The sequence below is a fragment of the uncultured Microbulbifer sp. genome (assembly GCF_947498635.1).
Lineage (GTDB): Bacteria > Pseudomonadota > Gammaproteobacteria > Pseudomonadales > Cellvibrionaceae > Microbulbifer > Microbulbifer echini.
Genome location: NZ_CANMKV010000009.1, coordinates 58,699 through 77,000, shown reverse-complemented (window position 1 = coordinate 77,000; position 18,302 = coordinate 58,699). Strand labels below are relative to the sequence as shown.

Here is an 18,302-nt window from a genome sequence, read left to right as displayed (position 1 = left end):
GGATAAGCTGCCTCAGGAAAACAGCAGCTGTGTTATGCCGTGAAAATGCGGGTGGCGCATCAGTCCCTAAATAGGCCTGGGGCGATATAGCGCTGGTAATAGGCCACTGACAGAGCGTAGAAATCTTCATCAATACGCCGGCGGATTTCCACCAAACTGACGCCCTTCGCCAGAGGGGTTGGACAAAGCCCGTAAGCACTCAAATCCTCAATCTGGCTGGCCCCCGCACGCAGGAGTTCAAACACCCAACAGTAGGCATTCTGACTGTCATCAAAGCGTATCTGCTGGTGGCGCAGCTGCGTGAGCAGCAGCGGCTGATCCACAATTTCCAGCTGACTGCGCACCGCATTGATTAAATAACCCTCTCGCCTTGCGGCAATGATGCGACGCTGCTCCTCGGTATAGGCATTCCAGTCGATCACCTCGTGGGCGAAACGCTTACAGCCACGACAGACATCATCACCAATACCTGTCGAGCAGACACCAATACAGGGGGTACGAACCTTTTTGTACATCAATCAACCAGATTTAGCCGTTCAGGCAGCGAAGGCCTGGATTAAAATTGCGCGTAGACTATTTTGTTTCAGCCACTAAGAAAAGAGGCAGGATAGCTGTTGTCAGCACACTAAAATTCGCCCTGCAAATAGTCGAAATTCACTTAAATTATTGATTTTTCGATAAACTTAACAGCTCTAGGGCTTTCCTGTAGTATTCGCCACCCCGCCTTCAGCGGCCTCGAAAAAAAAATCCCGGCAGAAGTACAAAGATCGGGAATTACACCCGCTGTTGGTGCCACCCCACACACCAAGAGGGACTTATCCGTGCTTGAAGCCTATCGCAAACACGTCGCAGAACGCGCCGAACAAGGCATCCCACCGAAGCCGCTCGACGCAGAGCAAGTAGCCGGCCTGGTTGAGCTGCTGAAAAATCCGCCAAAAGGCGAAGAGCAGGAATTGGTTGACCTGCTCACCCACCGTGTACCCCCGGGTGTTGACGAAGCCGCTTACGTGAAAGCCGGCTTTCTGTCCGCCATTATCAAAGGTGAAGCGGAATCCCCGCTGATCGACCGCAAGCACGCGGTAGAGCTGCTGGGTCAAATGCTGGGCGGCTATAACATTCACACCCTGGTTGAAATGCTGGACGACAAAGAGCTGGCTGAGCTGGCCGCAGAGCAGCTGAAAGGCACCCTGCTAATGTTTGACGCCTTCCACGATGTGGAAGAAAAAGCCAAAGCCGGCAACGAATTCGCCAAAGCCGTCATTCAATCCTGGGCAGACGCCGAATGGTTTACCAAGCGCAACAAAGTGCCCGAGAGCATCAAAGTTGCCGTGTTCAAAGTCACTGGCGAAACCAACACCGACGACCTGTCCCCGGCTCCCGATGCCTGGTCCCGCCCGGACATCCCCCTGCACGCGCTGGCCATGTATAAGATGAAGCGCGACGGTCTGGAGCCAGAAGAAGCCGGCGTTACCGGCCCACTGAAGCAGATCGAAGAAGTTAAAGCCAAAGGTCTCCCCGTTGCTTTCGTTGGCGATGTAGTCGGCACCGGCTCTTCGCGCAAATCCGCCACCAACTCTGTGCTGTGGTACTTCGGTGAAGAGATGCCGGGCGTACCCAATAAGAAGGGTGGCGGTATTTGTATCGGCGGTAAAGTTGCCCCTATCTTCTACAACACCATGGAAGATGCCGGCGCACTGGTATTCGAAGCCCCCGTTGATGACCTGGGCATGGGCGACATTATCGAAATCCGCCCTTACGACGGTAAGATCCTGGCCGAAGACGGCAAGGTCCTGTCTGAATTCGAACTGAAGTCCGACGTACTGCTGGACGAAGTTCAAGCTGGCGGACGTATCAATCTGATTATCGGTCGCGGCCTGACCACCAAAGCGCGTGAGTCCCTCGGCCTGCCCGTTTCGGATCTGTTCCGCAAGCCCGATCAGCCAGTAGATACCGGCAAGGGCTACACCCTGGCGCAGAAGATGGTCGGTAAAGCCTGTGGCGTTGAAGGTATCCGTCCAGGCACCTACTGCGAACCGAAAATGACCACCGTGGGCTCCCAAGACACCACTGGCCCCATGACCCGCGATGAGCTGAAAGATCTGGCTTGCCTGGGCTTCTCTGCGGATCTAGTGATGCAGTCTTTCTGTCACACCGCCGCTTATCCAAAGCCGGTGGACATCGACACCCAGCACAAACTGCCAGACTTCATTATGAACCGCGGCGGCGTTTCCCTGCGCCCGGCGGACGGCATCATCCACAGCTGGCTAAACCGTATGCTGCTGCCGGACACTGTGGGTACCGGTGGTGACTCCCACACCCGCTTCCCTATGGGTATCTCCTTCCCGGCGGGTTCCGGCCTGGTAGCCTTCGCCGCTGCCACCGGCGTTATGCCACTGGATATGCCTGAGTCGGTATTGGTACGCTTCAAGGGCGAGATGCAGCCCGGTATCACCCTGCGTGACCTGGTACACGCCATTCCACTTTACGCGATCAAGCAGGGACTGTTGACTGTAGAGAAGAAGGGCAAAAAGAATATCTTCTCTGGCCGCATCCTCGAGATCGAAGGTCTGCAGGATCTAACCGTTGAGCAGGCATTCGAGCTGTCCGATGCCTCTGCTGAACGCTCTGCAGCCGGCTGTACCATCAAGCTGTCTGAAGAGACCATGTCCGAGTACCTGCGCTCCAACATCACCCTGTTGCGCTGGATGATTGCCGAGGGCTATGGCTCCAAGCGCACCCTGGAGCGCCGTGCGCGCGCCATGGAGGAGTGGCTGGCCAACCCGAAACTGATGGAAGCCGACGCCGACGCCGAGTACCTCGAAGTCATCGAAATCGACCTGGCCGAAATCAAAGAGCCTATCGTCTGTGCACCGAACGACCCGGACGACGCACGCCTGCTCTCCGACGTCGCTGGCGACAAGGTAGACGAGGTATTCATCGGCTCCTGCATGACCAACATCGGCCACTTCCGTGCCGCCGGTAAGCTGCTGCAAGAACACAAAGGCGGCATCTCTACCCGTATGTGGATTGCTCCTCCCACCAAGATGGATGAGCACCAACTGATGGAAGAGGGTTACTACAACATCTACGGCGCAGCCGGTGCCCGCACCGAAATGCCCGGATGCTCCCTGTGTATGGGTAACCAGGCGCGCGTGGCCCCGAACAGCACTGTGCTGTCCACCTCTACTCGCAACTTCCCCAACCGCCTGGGCGACGGTGCCAATGTGTACCTGACCTCCGCTGAGCTGGCTTCTGTAGGCGCCATCCTGGGTAAACTGCCGACTCCGGCTGAATATCAGGAATACGCCAAGAACCTGGATTCCATGTCCAGCGAGATCTACCGCTACCTGAACTTCGATCAGATTGAAGACTTCCAGAAGTCTGCCGAAGAAGGCAAGCGCATTGCCGCCACCGAGATCCAGGAAGTTGTTGTTTAAGCAATAACCTTATCTCACTAAAAAGCCCCGCTATCTAGCGGGGCTTTTTTATTTCTATTCCCACATTATTCTCAAGAGAAAATTCCCTACCCAGCGGTAAAGTACTCCGAATGAAACCCCCTCCCAAATGTTCAATGGAGTAATCTAATGCAATCCAGATCCAAAAAATATTTTCTTTCTTATCGAAACTGATGCTCTACCTTTACCCTAAACTACGCCTTGATTTTTTTAACCCTAGCAACTTACTCGCTCCTGGGAGAGGCTTTAAATAGCCTGACGCCTTTCCAATGTGCCGCACCCACCATTAAACTATAATTCTTCGCGTTGCTTCGCACCTGTGCGACAAGAATCACCTTACATTCTCCCCTCTTCACTATGCAGCAATGATCCGTCGCAGTAATATCATGATAGTTATTGGCTTCTGTATCGATACCATCAGTCAGTCCGAGAGTGCCATCTATTCCGGTATGCACTCTCATTCCAAAGCGCCAGTGATTACCCTTTTAGTCTGATACCTTTAAGGTTTTCATGCCTTTTCATATTCCTGATGGAATTTTAAGCTGAGACAATAATCGCATCCACCATGGTGCCCTCACACAGCACATTGCTGTTTCATCTGAATATTAATTGACTTGCTCAGACAGACCCGCGCCCAGATAACTCACTTCCAAAAGGTAACAAAAGTTAAAAATAGTTAACTAGCTTGGGATCTAATCGCTCGTATTCAATCAGAAAATTTACGGGTAGTTTTAATCTCAAATAGCACACCTTCCACAGCAATATCGCAGAGACTATAAAAAACTGCATGCAATCAATGCGAAGAATGACGCCGTATAAATACGACTAAAGGCTACAGCTTCCCTGCAGACAGCAAAAGGCTATCCAAGCTTCCAGATGAGGCCATAAAGTGAGTATATCTGCCTGGAAAAGGAGCTGTTCTCGACGGGTTTTACGGCGCTTCAGAAAACACTCTGTTTTAGAAAAGGTGAAATGGAACATGATGCATCACAGTTTTTACAGATTGCAGAATAGAATCTATAGTGCAACAGACATCACCCCGATAACTATCGCACCAATCTGCCCGCCTGAAGAGGTTGTTCGCACCATCACAACCGACAATAGAAAAGAAATCATGGAGCATAGAAAATTAGTGCAATTTCAACCCGAAATCTATTTTGCTCCGCCTTAAAATTTATAGGGACGCGGGAAAATTGAAAGCACTAACCGTTTGCCACTTTAAGACTCCCTGAAAATGCAGACATTAAGAAAGCATCACCGAGCGGGACAAGAGGACAGCAAGAAGGTAGCCACCGTACCCAAGAAAAATATTGGATACAAAACACCAAATCAGTTAATGAGCTGTCAGAAGGCGGAGTTATCTAGCTGGACTGTAATTCTCCTCAAATACGAAAACAAGCCGCTCACTTTCCACCAGTTAACTGGTGAAAATCCATACGGAATAATTTAATCGAACAAATTTGCGACCCCGTCGCCCAGATCCACTTTTACCAATAAAACATATAGGCACAAAATTAATAAAATCTGGCCATTTTCATTTTGGGCCTCATAGAAAGTAGCAGCGCTATTGGTTTCTTGTAACTGGCACCATAGATTTTACAAATCTGGCTCTAAACAGAGCCGGCTCTATCTTGCTAAAATCATGTAGCTACAAACAGTTAGCCGATCAAATTTTACAATTATTCAGATAGGATCTAAGCACTATGAGCTTTCTTAGGAAGATTGGACTGTTCACAGGGATTGCCCTCGCAATATCCCACCAATCTAGTAATGCGACCGAGCTAACCGGGGCCTGCTATGATTACGCTACAAGAGAGGCCAAATCGGCTGTGGCATACGATAGCCAGGCAGTAGGGATTCTTCTCGCAAATAATGTTGTATCAACGGCACTGGGGGCTTCAGGTTCTTTTTCACTACTCGCAGGCTTGTATCCTTTTGTTTATAGCGCAACAAACGGTGGGATATTTGAAGAGACGACAGATGGTGCAGACCCACAAATCGTAGGCTGCCTAGCACAGCTTGATAATAGAATTTCGAATTTGGAAGCTGCTTTTCTTGAGCAAGATCTAATCGAACTTAAATCTATTCTGTCTCTTGCAAAATCAAACATTATAGACTTAGGAAATTTAGCATATCACAAAACGACTGCGGATAAATTTCAAGCCCTAGCAGTAATAATCGGCGAGAGAATATCGACAGAACTGGATAAGATCAATAGTGAAACTGCGGCGAAAACTAAAGCTTCTTATGACTCCATAATATTTAATGTCGCACCGGCTTACCTCTCTATTATCCAGATGGAATTACTGCACAGAAAAGAGTTTAATCGTTTCTGCTACAGTCAGGCCAACTATCCGACCTGGGCTGGCATAGATAGCGATCAACTCATTAATCCTATAGTTTTAAAAGCTATATTAGCTGAGGATTCATTATCAATTGATGATTTCTTAATAACACCTGATGGATCCCCGACGGGATGCAATGCAGACTATAACACCTATTTGACATTCAATCGGATCGTGGGTGAAGAATTCGACTCCTATAAAAATATAATAGAAAAACTGGGTATAACAATTGTAGAAAATGATAGTTTTCCCGGGCTAATCTCGACATCAGTCAATATAGGAAGTTCGGACTTAAATGCATATAGGGAAACCTTTATAACCGAATGTAACGGCAATAAATATACAGACAATTATTACAATAAAACGTATGATGCCGGCTCCAACTCTCTCTGCAATCAATGGCGCGACACATATCTAGAAAGAATTCGTGATGGAAATGTGTTTGATCTTGAAGCTGAAAGAAATCTCATTATTGAAAATCTAGCATCTATTGTGGATTCATGGGATTGGTATAACCACGTTTTACCTGAGTTTGTCGCACAGATTGAGGAAGATACAGCAGAACTTTACGAAGCATTTGCGGTTGAAACATATAGCGGGGTAAGACTGAAGCATAGACCCACAAATAAGTGCGTGGGATTAGATGGCAAAGTACAATACATTTGTAATTCAAGCCAAAACCACTTTATGATTCAACCTTACCTAGATGGATTTAGGATTGCTAGAGTCACTGATAATCGCAATTTCAAAGATAAAGGTGCAGATTCAGACGGTTTTGTTATACGCTCTAGTCTAGGGACAGATGCGGTTTGGAAACTACCTAAGACTACATTATTCGATGCGTATTCTCCCATAGCCAATGAGAATACGGGAAGATGCTTGATTGTTGGTGAAAATACAGAGCTCACAATGGGTGATTGTGCTACCGCTGATCCTGATGCCTGGGAGATTAATGGAGTAGATATTCCCACCCATGGGCCGTATGTTCGCCTGCGCCACACTGGAGAAAATGTCTGCATAGCTAGTCACGGAACAATAAATTGTGATGACAATGCTCTTATTTATCAGCTGCACCCATATAACAATGGTTATCGTGTAGCGCTTGGATCAAAGAACATGAAAGATAAGGGCGATGGAATACGCTTTTTAGATGGATTGGGAGACGTAGCCACCTGGGATCTTTTTGACCTAGATACCGATGGCAACTTTAGCTTGAGAAATCGACAGACCCAAGATTGTCTAGCTTATGAAGAAAATATAGGTTTTGTTGCAGGTACCTGTGAGTTTCTCCCATCATTAGGAGAGTTATTTGCTATTGAAACAGTAGATTTACCTACCGCTGAGAATGCAAGAACCATTAAGATTCTAGCAAGTGGATTTGGGGCCGGCAATCAATGCTTAAGTAACTTAAGTGGCACAGCAGGACAATCTACTGCATTTAGAATAGGTCACTGTGGATTAAGTAGAATCTCAGCCTCTCCATATAATGGTGGTTATTTAATCATTGACCTAGAAAATGATAGCTATATCGAAGATACAGATAATGGCTTTAGTTATACAAGCTTAGCGATGAGTGAGAGTACAATCAATTCTACCACTTGGGATTTTATTGGCCCATTCCAGCACTCTGATGGCAGTAGTTTTTTTCAAATAAAAAATAGAGCTACTGGACATTGCTTAGCACCTGAACTCAATGGATCAGTCTCTTTACTTGGAAAAACTGATTGCTCTAATGACACATCAAAAATTTGGACTTATTATAATGATCAAGAATAGAGTTAGATAAAACCGCAACAACTGAAAGGCGTTCGCTCTCGTGAGCGCCTTTCAGTTACCATTAAAGGATTTATACTTAAATTATTTTTCTGTGTAAATCAACAACTTCCCAACAGATCGTTATATTTAACATTGAGAACACATTTATCAGCTAACATTTTTCTTTCAAAGGGTTTCCGCCGAGTTGACTATTTCACACTCTCTCCCTAAACATCAGTATCAATCTTTTGATACCTGCCAGTCGCTCAATATCCCTTTGCCATCATTTGAAATGGCTTACGCACACCCACAAAAAACACTTCCCGCACACCAAGTCATTGCAATCTCCAACGTAAGCGGTACATAAACTACATTATTCAACTTGCTCTGACGAGCTGCCATGATACCCACTCTATCAATTTCGGAGGGAAGCCCCATGAATCAGCAGCAGTGGCAAAGTCATGTCAGGGCCTACGAGAAAAGCTCTCAATCCAAGCGCGCCTATACTCATAAGCACAACCTAAACTACAGCCAGCGCCTCTACTGGTACCGCAAACTAACTGAACAAACTTCGGTGTCTGATACCCCTGACTTTGTTTCGTGGATATCAAGTCCCTTATGGTCACAACGGGAAACCTGAGTGTATTAGCGTTCCCTAATGGCATAAGGCTGGTGATCAATAGCCCGGTGTTGTTGGCGCAAATTCCTGGCCTTATGGACCTGTAAATGCGATGTGGCTACCATTTAATACCAAAATCTGGTTTTACCATCAGCCGATCGATTTTCGAAAACAGATTGATAGTATCTGTGCTTTTGGTGGCTGATACGTTATACAAAGATTCAACATCCGGTCAGCTCTTTGTCTTTCGCAATAAAAAGGCCGATAAAATTCGTATGCTCTACTGGGAAGAGAGTGGATTCTGGCTCGTTTATAAGCGAAATGAGAAGTCGAGATTTATCTTTCCTGGCATTTCGAATGATGCCATAGAGTTGTCGGTTTCACAGTTTCAGCGGGTGCTTTCCGAGTTGGATTTTATTCAGCAAGAAGAACCAGAAAAACTCTATTTTTCACGCTTTTATTGATACGTATAGAGCCTGAAAAATAGTTACCCATGACATTATCCACACATAAATTGTCATCGGAAAGCCCAATGACTACCGATGATACGCTACAGTGCCAGGTTGAACCGCTTTCATGTAAACTTAAACGCTCACGCCAACGGAGTGAGCAGTTTGAAAAAGCTTACAGTCCGCTATTGTTTCTATTCAAACAACGGCAACGTTTTCTCTATGAAAGTTCCTTAGAGGAAAACGAGGCTGATAACAACAAAGACCAGGATGATGTGCTTAGTATTGCAGCACACAAGCATCTTAAAAAATAAAGAAGATCTTTGCCGAGCACTTACCAAGAAAAGAGGTGGTAATTCCTGTCTCAGAACAGGATAAAACCTGTGCATGTGGCTGCCAAAAGAATCTCGTTGATTATGAACGTCATGAGCGCTTGAACTACAGGCCCCCGGTATATGAAGTGATTGTCGAGTGGCGGGAGAAGGTTGAACGCCTCAAAGGCTGTGCAGGCCAAATAGTTATTGCTTCCAAACCAAAGCATATCCTGCCCAAGGATAAGATTACCGAATCCGTTCTAGCCCACCTCATAGCCAGCAAGCTTGATGATCGACAGCCGTTCTATCAACTGGAAGAACAGTTTGAGACCCCGCCGGCTTTAGCTTTCCTCGTCAAACCATAGCTCGTACTGTTATCGATTGTGCCACTCCCCAACAACCACTGATCAATTTTCTAAAAGACGGCGTCATTGGCTACGATATTGGGGCTTTGGATGCCACGTCATTCCAAGTTCTTAATGAACCTGGCCAGCCAGCAAGCCGAAAATCTTATGTCTACTACTGTTTCCGAGGTGGCCCTCCGGGAAAGGAAGCGATCCTCTATGAATATAATGCCCTTGATCACAAAAATTTTGTGAATGACTGGTTTGCCGGCTTTAAAGGCACACTACATTGCGATGCTGACCCATTTTTTGAATTGTTGCTTGAGCAGACAGCTGTAAGCCCAAATCATTGCAATGCACATGCCCGGCAAAAATTCGAACCCATAGCGAGAGCGGCGCAAGGGGATGGGCTGGCAAAACGGGCAATGCGCTTTTATAAGAAGCACTACCGGGTTGAGAGGAGGGCCAAAGAGAATCAGCTGACCGCAAAGCAGCGACACGATCTGCGAGAAGAGAAGTCCAGGCCGATTATGACGGCCTTTAAGTGCTGGCAGGATGAGCACTATCCGCAAGGCTACCCAAATCCCCGCTGGGCAAGGCAATGAAGTACTGCCTGAAGTATTGGAATGGGCTATGTGTATTCCTCAACGATGGCCGCTTAGAAATCGGCAACAATTTGACTGAACAGGAAATCAAACCCTTTGTCATGGCTCGAAAGAACTTCCTACTTGCATCTTCGGTCAATGGCGCTAAAGCATTATGCCTGCGCTTCAGTTTGATTCGCACTGCCAAGATTCACGCCCTTGACCCCTACAGGTATTATGTGGAGATACTTGAGCAGATTCCTCACTGCCAATCCGTTGGGGATTATGGGGCACTGCTACCCTGGCATATCCAGCTTGAGAAAGTTGGGATGGCCGCAGCCGCATGATATAGCGATGCTGCCCGCAAGAAGGCGAGCGTCTGTTGAATAGCCGTATTTGTCTGTTGAAGAAACGGCCCTTTAAGCCTTCCATGAATTGGCATTCTGCGATGCCATCCCAGTACTTTAAATACAACCCTTACCTACGATCTGGTGAGATCGCTTGCAAAGAACAGGACACACCGATTCGATCACTTCTGGTACCTCCCACCCAGGCACCACCTGGTACGTTGTCTCTTTCTGGGGGGAGGAGACCCCACGTAATCATAGTTCAATCAGCAGGGGCGCCACTGAATAAGCGCCCAGCATGGGCTCCTGCGACCATGACCTGGGAATGGCCAAAAAAGATCGACCAGTGGGCCATTGCAAGTGCGATTTAAGCACACCGGGTGCGCCATTGATTGGTCCAATTCAGATAAAGCATCGGGTTGCTGGAAGAAATATTCCTCCCACAGGTCTTTTATTCGCCTTACACTTCCGAACAGCTACCCGGTAATCACAATCCAACACTGGTGAGTCGCCAATATGCTCGGCATTCATCATATGAGCGACACGCTGCAGTGCGTCGATCATCATCGTCTGTTCTCATTCATGCGGATCGCCGAACTGTCGCGCGAAATGATCCTTGAGCGGAATGGGGGCGTCACTCAATACCTCAAACCTGGTGTTGTTTCCAACAGTAAATTGCAATCCCCCGGCTCTTTCTCTATCTCTCTCTACCAGGGGCGAATTCCATCTGCCAGTGATCTAAACCGGTCAGCATGCCGGGTGGGATTTCTCACAGCCGCCACCGGCCGCCAGGCAATCAGCCGATGCCTGGACCACAACGAGCGAGTGTTCAGATAAGGAGGGAGGTGGCCCGCACGAACGCAACCGTAGCGGACCGGTGGCCGATACAACTCCGCTCCGACTGTGGATTAACCGGCGAGGAATACGTTACCCAACAAGCCTGGCGAGATACAAGCTTGACATGCTGCCCACTGCATCCCAAAGGCGGCTGTGGTTTTGCCCGTCACGGCACCCATGCACAGGTGAGAATTACACCACATAGTCCAGGTTCGGCAAGCCCCGTCGATAGAAACCAGTAAGGGGCGCCACTCGGAACAGGCCGTTTATAGGCTCTATACATGAATTCTGGAGTGAGGAGCTAGAAGAATGAGGAAGCAAAAAAAAATTCAATATTTGCCACGCTTAAGCTTTGATGACTACAGCAAGTGGATGGTACGTAACCATCAAAAATTCTCCACGGCTGTTTGGTTTGATCATCGAGATTTGAAGCTCTTACTGGAGGACCTGCTGTCCATGAGCAATGAGTTTGAAGGCAATGATGACACAGGACGAGGTGAGTCTTACCGTGAGTCCCAAAAAAATATTGCGGCTCGGGTGAAGGGCATAAAGAGTTTATTTGAAATTATTTTTTCTTCTCAAGATCCAAAGTCTCTTCCAGAAAATTTTATTGTTCTTGATGTTTTGGGTGGAAATGGAACTCTCTTTAGAGCTTTTGAATTGATCTATGGGACTGAAATTCAAAACCCTATGTTTACCAGTGATATGGCCGGGGAGATGATACAAAGTGCCTATGGATTTGGAATTCCCTGTATTCGTCAAAAGGCGCAGAATCTCCTTTTGAAAGACCAATCAATGGATGGAGTAATTTTAGCTTACGGAACTCATCACATCCCAAAAAAAGAACGCCTACAAGCTGTGCAAGAGGCTCACCGAGTTTTGAAAAATCTTGGCAATTTGCTGATTCACGACTTTGAAATTGGTTCAGCTATGGATCACTGGTTCAAAGAAGTGGTTCACCGCTACTCACCCACAGGTCATGACTACCCGCATTTTAGTAAGGCGGAGATGAACTCGTACTTTATCGAAGCGGGCTTTCGTAATCATGAAATTATTGAGCTGTACGATCCTTTTTGTGTCAGCGCAACCAGCGAAGAATTGGCTATTGATGCCTTATTAGATTATGTCGGAAATATGTATGGCTTGCACAAGCTGGTGGGAGAAAAACCTTTTCAGTCAGAAAAAAAATTTCAATTACTCAAATTGATTGAAAAATATTTTCGCTACTCAAATTTTGATTCGGTACTCGGCGCTGGCGAGAGTGCGACGAGGGAATTGAGCATTAAAAAAACGGGGGATCAATTCATCGCAGAAATACCAAGGGTCGCCTTGGTCGGGCTGGCTAAAAAAGATTAGTTTTCAGTTATGGATCGCCTGAGGACTTCTCGAAAGGAGTCTTGGGCAGCTTGAGGTATTTCCTAAGGTGATTCTCCACTCGGGAAAATTCCGATTTAGGCATAATAATGGTCACCAGCCCGAGGTCTTCGTTGCCAAGCGCTTCTAGTTCGGATTTATTTAAGTTACTTTTGTAGGCCCTACTCGAAGGCATTTGGTATTGCTCCAGGGAGTCCACAATATCGAAGAGTCGATAAGCCATTTTAAGACTAGGTTTGTTGTTGGCCTTGATCGTAAAAAGGACTCCTTCTGCTCCAGGGACTTGAGAAACCATCTGCAACAATGCTAAGCCAGCTGCCTTTATTCCCAACCCCCTCCCTAGGGAGTTGGGTCCCATAAAAATACTCAACTCCAGCCAGTTTTCCAACGAGCTTATGATTTGAGGAGGGTGATCTCCATGGAGCTTTCCTAAAAATTCTGGCCTCGATTTTCGAATGGAAAAAAAACCGATCAATTGCTGACTATCAGTATAGATTCCATAGATTTTTTCTTTGTTGGAATGACCAATGGGATCTTCTTTTTCAGCCTGTGTTAAATTTAAAGCACGGCTTTTAAACTTCTTGGCAGCTAGACTTTCACTGTTACCAATGTTGGTACAAAAACGCCTTACCATTGGATGAGTAAAGATACTAATGAAGGCTTCTTGATCTTCATTTGGAATTTCTTGTATCTTAAAAGGAAAATTGTGTCGGTTTTCCAATAACATTGATAGCCCATTTCAGAGTTTCTTTAAGAGTAATTATAGGGCGGCCCCAGTTCTTTGTCTGGTGACAATTACGGTGACCGGTCCACGACAACTATCTTAGCCGGTTGATTGACACAATCCCGCACCTGATATTCGCAGTCGGAGTTATCCATCACTCGACGACAAGAGGCGTTATACATGCAGCCTCGTAAACAAGGGCACACCCAGGCCTTCGCCGCCGCCTTGGTCGCCAACCTGATCGACAGCGGCATCCGCGTCAAACTCTTCTCTGCCACGGCCCTGGTGCAACTGCTGCAGCTGGCCAAACGGGAGTTGGATCTACTGGTGGCCATGGCGCACCTGGAAAACTACTGGGTATTGGTGATCGACGATATCAGCAACGTGTAGAAGACCGAGGCTGATACCCCCGTACTGTTCGAGCTGATCGCCCACGACCCAACTTGAATGCCTCGAACAGAATCCTCACCTGTGTCCTAGTAAAATTGCTTACACCCCAACAAAATTAGAAGTTGTACTGTCGAATTAACATGCCCGACCCTGTGCTTGATGTTAGATTCATCATAATCGGATTATGTAGATTGCCTTACTTAAAAATTAAGTTTTATATCAAATCGGTAAATCTTAAAAATAGATCCAAGCCATATACGTTAAGCTTGACGATGCTTAAGGTTGCCAAAACTTAGCAACAAAAGTAAAATCCCAGGTTGCACTATGACATTAGATTTTTAACCACCAAGAAAAGTAATTTTTAGTGAAAAAACTCTTAAAGAAGCGGGCACAGCCACTCCCGCCAGAGCCAACAACTCCTGCAGAGCCACCTCACCCGCCAAAGATTTACTTCTGTCATGTTCCTAAGTGTGCGGGGTCGTCACTAAATTCAGCCCTCAAACAACAACTCTCAAACCCAAATGAAACTGCTCATTTCGATATTAAATTACGTGAAAGTAACCGTGCCGCTAAAATTTTAGACACGTCGATGATGTCTGTCAGGGAAACCATACTCGCCTACAACCTATCTATAAAATCTAATTTTTACGGTCGCGGGCATAGCTACTGCCGTCCGGATCTCGTAAGCAAGTTCTCTGATGAGTGGGATTTTTTGACGATATTAAGAGACCCCATTGAAAGATGGATATCACTTTATACCTACAACACCTTCAAAGAGAGTGAATGGGCAAAAAACACACTCCCCCTGAATGACTATATGAAGTCTCAAAAAGGAATTTCTGCCGGCCAAAGCTTCATTCACTATTTCTCAGACTTTAGCCTTTCCCCAAACTCAAACCCCTCAAACTATATTGATCAAGCCATTCAAAACCTACAACAATTTTCCATTGTTGGAATAACTCAACATCTTGACCTGCTGGCCCAACAAATCAATAAAGACTATAAAATAGAATTAGAGATTCCTAAAAACAACGTAAGCCCCAATCACACACTTGCCCAACAGATCCAGGAAGAATCTAAAACAATCAAACAAATTGAGCAAATTTGCGCACATGATATAGAGATTTACAAAAGATTTACCGGAGAGTTTGGGCCTATTTTTTCAAGAAAATCTCAAAATACCGCCTAGCACCCCAAGAAAGCCAACTTCACTCTGGCTGATCCGATCAACATTGACACCCCGAATACCAACTTAGAGATTAAGCCCCCTAGTTGGCCCCGACCATATTCAGTTCCGTTTTTTTCCATTGATAAAGAATGCACTAACCACCATCCCCAGCAAGGCAAGATGGGCATTCATTAGAAAGGCACGACCGATACCCGTTGCTAAGTCCGGAGCCAAGGCCACAATCGTGGTGTTCAGACCCAAACCTATAGCACCCCCGATAATCTGGAACATATAAATCGTAGCCGCGGCGAGACTCGCACGATCATAGCGAAGGATTAGAATTGCCGCCGTAGTAATTGTGGGATAAAACAACCCCATGCCAACCCCCATCAGCACCAATCCTGGTATGAAAATTACCGGCTGGAGCTGTACAGTGAGCTTAGAAAGCACCAACATACCAGCCCACATGCACAGCGCCCCCATACAGGCCAATAACTTAGCACCCAATCTTTCGTACAAATACCCCGATACAAAAGAAATTACCCCAAAAAATAACATCATTGGGAGCAATGCGAATCCAGACTGTAAAGCCGAGAAATCCCAAACCTTATTGAGAAACTGGGGAACAAACATGAGCGCGCCAATAAAGGCTACGGAAACCAATAAAGTCGCCACCCCCTCCGCAAGGAACCTTTTATTTTTCACCACATCCTTAGGAATGAGAGCCTCTCTTGATGTGTGATAATCCAACCAAATAAACACTAAGAGAGAAAAAGCAAACCCCAGGAATAACAGGAGCACCTGATAGCTCCCGAACCCCTTATCGATCGCTAAATCCAAACCAATGAGCAAGGCTAATAAAGATAAGGAAAGGAAGAATAAACCTGCTATATCGACATGCTCGCCAGCGGTCGTCGGGCGGTCACTACGGACCAACCTCCAACAAACCAACATCGCTACCATCGTCACAGGAAGGTTCAGAAAGAGTATCCAGCGCCAACCCAAGGTATCTGTTAAGATCCCACCAATGATTGGCCCCAGGGCGTTCGCGGCTCCGCACCCAAGCATCAGTAAGCCCCCCGCTACACCGGCATGCCTGTTTTCCAATAGGTGATAGGTCATTCCTATTACAGAAGGCCACATCATAGCGCCGCCAATGCTTAATAGGACGCGACACCCCATCAACATCCAGATAGTGGATGAAAAACCACCCAGCAATGAAAATAGAGAAAAAAGCGACGCTCCTATAAAGAAGGTTCGCCGTCGGCCCAGCATATCCGCTAAGCGCCCACAAGAAATGACAGAAACCCCAAAAGCGAGCGCATATGCATTAACCAACCACATCGTTGTAGTGATATCTACGCCGAATTCTTTTTGGATGGCCGGCAGGGCAACGGAGAAGGCCGTATAGTCATAACCAATAAGAAAAATTGCGGAGATTAACGCCGCCAGGCCCAGGCTTCTCGCTTCAACTATATTCAACGCTCCCAAGTGCATTGCTATCACTCATCACAGGGGGACTAACGCAAAACCCCATAGAATTTATATTCAGGAATTACTGAGTGAACCGCTAGACTGATATTCGAGGTTCTCACAGCTGCCCTATAGGCTCCATCGCTACCAAGCCATACCATATGCGAACCCCAAAAGATACTGGAAAACCTATAGCGGGGGACAAAGTGCAACAAAATATTGATTCGCTCACCAATTCAGAACAATCCTCCCCAACCATCCCCAACCATCCCCAACCATCCCCAACCATCCCCAACCATCCCCAACCATCCATAAGACTACACGAAATATGGAATCCTATTATTTCTTCTACATACTCTGGCCGGCCATCATTTATACTAGCAAACTCCTGAGACACTTAGGCACACCCACAATTAAACATACCTTCCGCTTATAATCGCCCTCTGATAGAACCACCCCAAAAGTAAAAAACTGAACTGTTCACTCGAAAAGATATAAAATATATTATTTAAAGCAACACAGTCTAGATTCAAGTAATAATGGCTAACCACAGCAAATAGCATTCCAAGAATACGAGAACAAGCAGTACTTTCCCGGCAAGGAGAGATGATGTCTATACAGAAGATTCACCCTATGGTTTTAGCGTTGGTCAGAAATCAGCAAAATACCAGAGAATATTTTTTAAAACATAAAGAAAACCTGGGCAACCCATTTGTTAGTGTGTAAAGCTATTATAAAACCCGCGCATTTAGACCAACCTCTATCTCCCCCTCAGATTCCCCCATTACCATTCGGTCGCCAGGCCCTATTGGGGCAATTTAAATCTTACATCCCACATTCTATCGAGTGCCGGCTAACGGCCACTCAAGATTTCTTTACTTATTTATAACAGATTAGTAAAGTAACGGGTTTAGTAATGATCGCCAAATGAAGATAAAAATGTTAACGCTGAGACACCTCCTCCTAGTAGCCTCTTTCATGTTCACACAAAATGCACTTTCCGGGCAGATTTATAAATTTAAAGATGAAAATGGCAACTGGACTTTTTCTGACAAAAAACCAACTAGCGAACTTGAGTTGGAAATCATAGAAAGAAGGCCGGCCATGGTTAAAAATAGAAAACCTAAAATTTATTTATCCGAAGGATCTAATAAACACACAATCTCCGCTATCAATCCCTATCATGCACCCATTGAAGTTGAAATAAAAATTATTTCAGAAAAAAGCGAAGAAATAACCTTCAGAAAAGTTATGCCCCCCTCCTCCAAAATCAGTCTCTACGATAGCAAGGACGTAGTTGACCGTTTTTTATACTCCTGGGTCTTGGGATCCCCGCAAACCACCGAAAGTAGTTATATCTACCACTTACCAATATCTTCTTTACAGGAACATAGAATCAGTCAATCTTTTAATGGAAATTTCTCGCATCACAAACCCTCAAATAAATATGCTGTAGATATTGCCATGCCAATAGGGACCTATATCAGTGCAGCCAGGGGGGGAACTGTTATCTGGGTAAAAGATGATTACCATATGGGCGGAGCAAAGAAATATTTCTTAGATAAAGCCAACTATGTATCGGTTTTACACAGTGATGGAAGCTATGCAACTTATGCGCACATACTACAAGAAACCGCCATGGTAAAACCCGGTGATAAAGTAAAGGCTGGAGACATTCTAGCGAGGTCAGGTTCATCAGGCTTCTCAACCGGCCCACACCTCCACTTCGTTATCCGAAAAAATATTGGTTTCTCTGCAGTATCCGTACCATTTAAGTTTTTAAATGAGGATGGTGAATCATTTGTACCACAGAAAGGGATGATGGTTTTCAACCATATGGCTCCAATTCAAGAAATCGAAACCTTATAAGGAAACATAAAATTAAGCTCTGTATGTCTATATAAGTTAGTTCAGGAGATCCTCTGGAAGGAATATTTGACGGAAAACCATAGAAGCCTATGAGCCGGGTCATGCTATGGCTGTGCACCTCAACACACCACTAGGAATCCCGTTGATAAGTGCTATAAATGCGCCTTCTTTATCCTGTTTATGTGCATGCCCAACAATACTCAGTGGCAGGCTCATGTTATCAATACCACATATGTAACTTTTCTTTAACTTACT

14 protein-coding genes and 1 pseudogene are annotated in these 18,302 nt (G+C 46.0%); 12 read left to right on the top strand and 3 right to left on the bottom strand.

Features of this window, described 5'->3' with window-relative positions; translation table 11 throughout:
• Positions 1 to 59: 59 nt before the first annotated feature.
• Positions 60 to 515 (bottom strand): DUF1289 domain-containing protein, encoded by a 456-nt coding sequence (locus Q1A69_RS06585; protein ID WP_299582924.1) that lies wholly within the window; start codon positions 513 to 515, stop codon positions 60 to 62.
• A 306-nt stretch (positions 516 to 821) separates the two neighbouring features.
• Here Q1A69_RS06585 and acnB point away from each other — a divergent pair, with 306 nt between their 5' ends.
• The 9 genes and pseudogenes from acnB to Q1A69_RS06540 all read left to right on the top strand — a co-directional run bounded on the left by acnB (position 822) and on the right by Q1A69_RS06540 (position 12,405).
• On the top strand, positions 822 to 3,437 hold the full coding sequence (acnB, locus tag Q1A69_RS06580; protein WP_299582921.1) for a bifunctional aconitate hydratase 2/2-methylisocitrate dehydratase: 2,616 nt from the start codon (positions 822 to 824) through the stop codon (positions 3,435 to 3,437).
• Positions 3,438 to 5,158: 1,721 nt separating this feature from the next.
• Complete coding sequence (locus Q1A69_RS06575) at positions 5,159 to 7,576, top strand: hypothetical protein (protein ID WP_299582918.1); 2,418 nt, start codon at positions 5,159 to 5,161, stop codon at positions 7,574 to 7,576.
• Positions 7,577 to 8,281: 705 nt separating this feature from the next.
• Positions 8,282 to 8,638 carry an IS66 family insertion sequence element accessory protein TnpB gene (tnpB, locus tag Q1A69_RS06570; RefSeq protein ID WP_299582915.1) on the top strand — a complete coding sequence of 119 codons (357 nt, stop codon included), beginning with the start codon at positions 8,282 to 8,284 and terminating at the stop codon, positions 8,636 to 8,638.
• Between the two features lie 68 nt (positions 8,639 to 8,706).
• Complete coding sequence (locus tag Q1A69_RS06565) at positions 8,707 to 8,937, top strand: hypothetical protein (RefSeq protein WP_299582912.1); 231 nt, start codon at positions 8,707 to 8,709, stop codon at positions 8,935 to 8,937.
• A gap of 35 nt (positions 8,938 to 8,972) precedes the next feature.
• Positions 8,973 to 9,302 carry a hypothetical protein gene (locus tag Q1A69_RS06560; RefSeq protein WP_299582909.1) on the top strand — a complete coding sequence of 110 codons (330 nt, stop codon included), beginning with the start codon at positions 8,973 to 8,975 and terminating at the stop codon, positions 9,300 to 9,302.
• Positions 9,299 to 9,975, top strand: a pseudogene (locus tag Q1A69_RS06555) (transposase); the annotation flags it as partial. The gene Q1A69_RS06560 and the pseudogene Q1A69_RS06555, both read left to right, overlap by 4 nt.
• Positions 9,976 to 9,987: 12 nt before the next feature.
• Positions 9,988 to 10,212 carry a transposase domain-containing protein gene (locus Q1A69_RS06550; RefSeq protein ID WP_366525557.1) on the top strand — a complete coding sequence of 75 codons (225 nt, stop codon included), beginning with the start codon at positions 9,988 to 9,990 and terminating at the stop codon, positions 10,210 to 10,212.
• Positions 10,213 to 10,728: 516 nt separating this feature from the next.
• Entirely contained in the window at positions 10,729 to 11,049 is a 321-nt protein-coding gene (locus tag Q1A69_RS06545; protein WP_299582902.1) for a hypothetical protein, read from the top strand.
• 309 nt (positions 11,050 to 11,358) lie between these two features.
• Positions 11,359 to 12,405, top strand: coding sequence for a class I SAM-dependent methyltransferase (locus Q1A69_RS06540; RefSeq protein WP_299582899.1), 1,047 nt, complete (start codon positions 11,359 to 11,361; stop codon positions 12,403 to 12,405).
• A 7-nt stretch (positions 12,406 to 12,412) separates the two neighbouring features.
• Here the strand turns inward: Q1A69_RS06540 and Q1A69_RS06535 are convergent, their stop codons facing one another.
• Positions 12,413 to 13,150 carry a GNAT family N-acetyltransferase gene (locus Q1A69_RS06535; protein WP_299582896.1) on the bottom strand — a complete coding sequence of 246 codons (738 nt, stop codon included), beginning with the start codon at positions 13,148 to 13,150 and terminating at the stop codon, positions 12,413 to 12,415.
• A gap of 177 nt (positions 13,151 to 13,327) precedes the next feature.
• On the opposite strand from Q1A69_RS06535, the gene Q1A69_RS06530 reads away from it, so the two are divergent.
• Complete coding sequence (locus tag Q1A69_RS06530) at positions 13,328 to 13,537, top strand: hypothetical protein (protein ID WP_299582893.1); 210 nt, start codon at positions 13,328 to 13,330, stop codon at positions 13,535 to 13,537.
• Positions 13,538 to 13,901: 364 nt separating this feature from the next.
• Positions 13,902 to 14,726, top strand: a complete 825-nt coding sequence (locus tag Q1A69_RS06525) for a sulfotransferase family 2 domain-containing protein (protein ID WP_299582890.1) — start codon at positions 13,902 to 13,904, stop codon at positions 14,724 to 14,726.
• Between the two features lie 99 nt (positions 14,727 to 14,825).
• Here Q1A69_RS06525 and Q1A69_RS06520 read toward each other — a convergent pair whose 3' ends face one another.
• Positions 14,826 to 16,187 carry an MFS transporter gene (locus Q1A69_RS06520; protein WP_299582887.1) on the bottom strand — a complete coding sequence of 454 codons (1,362 nt, stop codon included), beginning with the start codon at positions 16,185 to 16,187 and terminating at the stop codon, positions 14,826 to 14,828.
• 918 nt (positions 16,188 to 17,105) lie between these two features.
• Here Q1A69_RS06520 and Q1A69_RS06515 point away from each other — a divergent pair.
• The gene (locus Q1A69_RS06515; protein WP_299582884.1) at positions 17,106 to 18,047 is read left to right on the top strand and encodes a peptidoglycan DD-metalloendopeptidase family protein; all 942 of its coding nucleotides are present in this window, start codon (positions 17,106 to 17,108) and stop codon (positions 18,045 to 18,047) included.
• Positions 18,048 to 18,302 lie beyond the last annotated feature (255 nt).

Bases quoted from the DNA above. Each gene is read 5' to 3' on its own strand.
- Q1A69_RS06585 (WP_299582924.1), bottom strand. From the start codon at position 515: ATGTACAAAAAGGTTCGTACCCCCTGTATTGGTGTCTGCTCGACAGGT.
- Q1A69_RS06575 (WP_299582918.1), top strand. From the start codon at position 5,159: ATGAGCTTTCTTAGGAAGATTGGACTGTTCACAGGGATTGCCCTCGCA.
- tnpB (WP_299582915.1), top strand. From the start codon at position 8,282: ATGCGATGTGGCTACCATTTAATACCAAAATCTGGTTTTACCATCAGC.
- Q1A69_RS06565 (WP_299582912.1), top strand. From the start codon at position 8,707: ATGACTACCGATGATACGCTACAGTGCCAGGTTGAACCGCTTTCATGT.
- Q1A69_RS06550 (WP_366525557.1), top strand. From the start codon at position 9,988: ATGGCTCGAAAGAACTTCCTACTTGCATCTTCGGTCAATGGCGCTAAA.
- Q1A69_RS06545 (WP_299582902.1), top strand. From the start codon at position 10,729: ATGCTCGGCATTCATCATATGAGCGACACGCTGCAGTGCGTCGATCAT.
- Q1A69_RS06540 (WP_299582899.1), top strand. From the start codon at position 11,359: ATGAGGAAGCAAAAAAAAATTCAATATTTGCCACGCTTAAGCTTTGAT.
- Q1A69_RS06535 (WP_299582896.1), bottom strand. From the start codon at position 13,150: ATGTTATTGGAAAACCGACACAATTTTCCTTTTAAGATACAAGAAATT.
- Q1A69_RS06530 (WP_299582893.1), top strand. From the start codon at position 13,328: ATGCAGCCTCGTAAACAAGGGCACACCCAGGCCTTCGCCGCCGCCTTG.
- Q1A69_RS06515 (WP_299582884.1), top strand. From the start codon at position 17,106: ATGAAGATAAAAATGTTAACGCTGAGACACCTCCTCCTAGTAGCCTCT.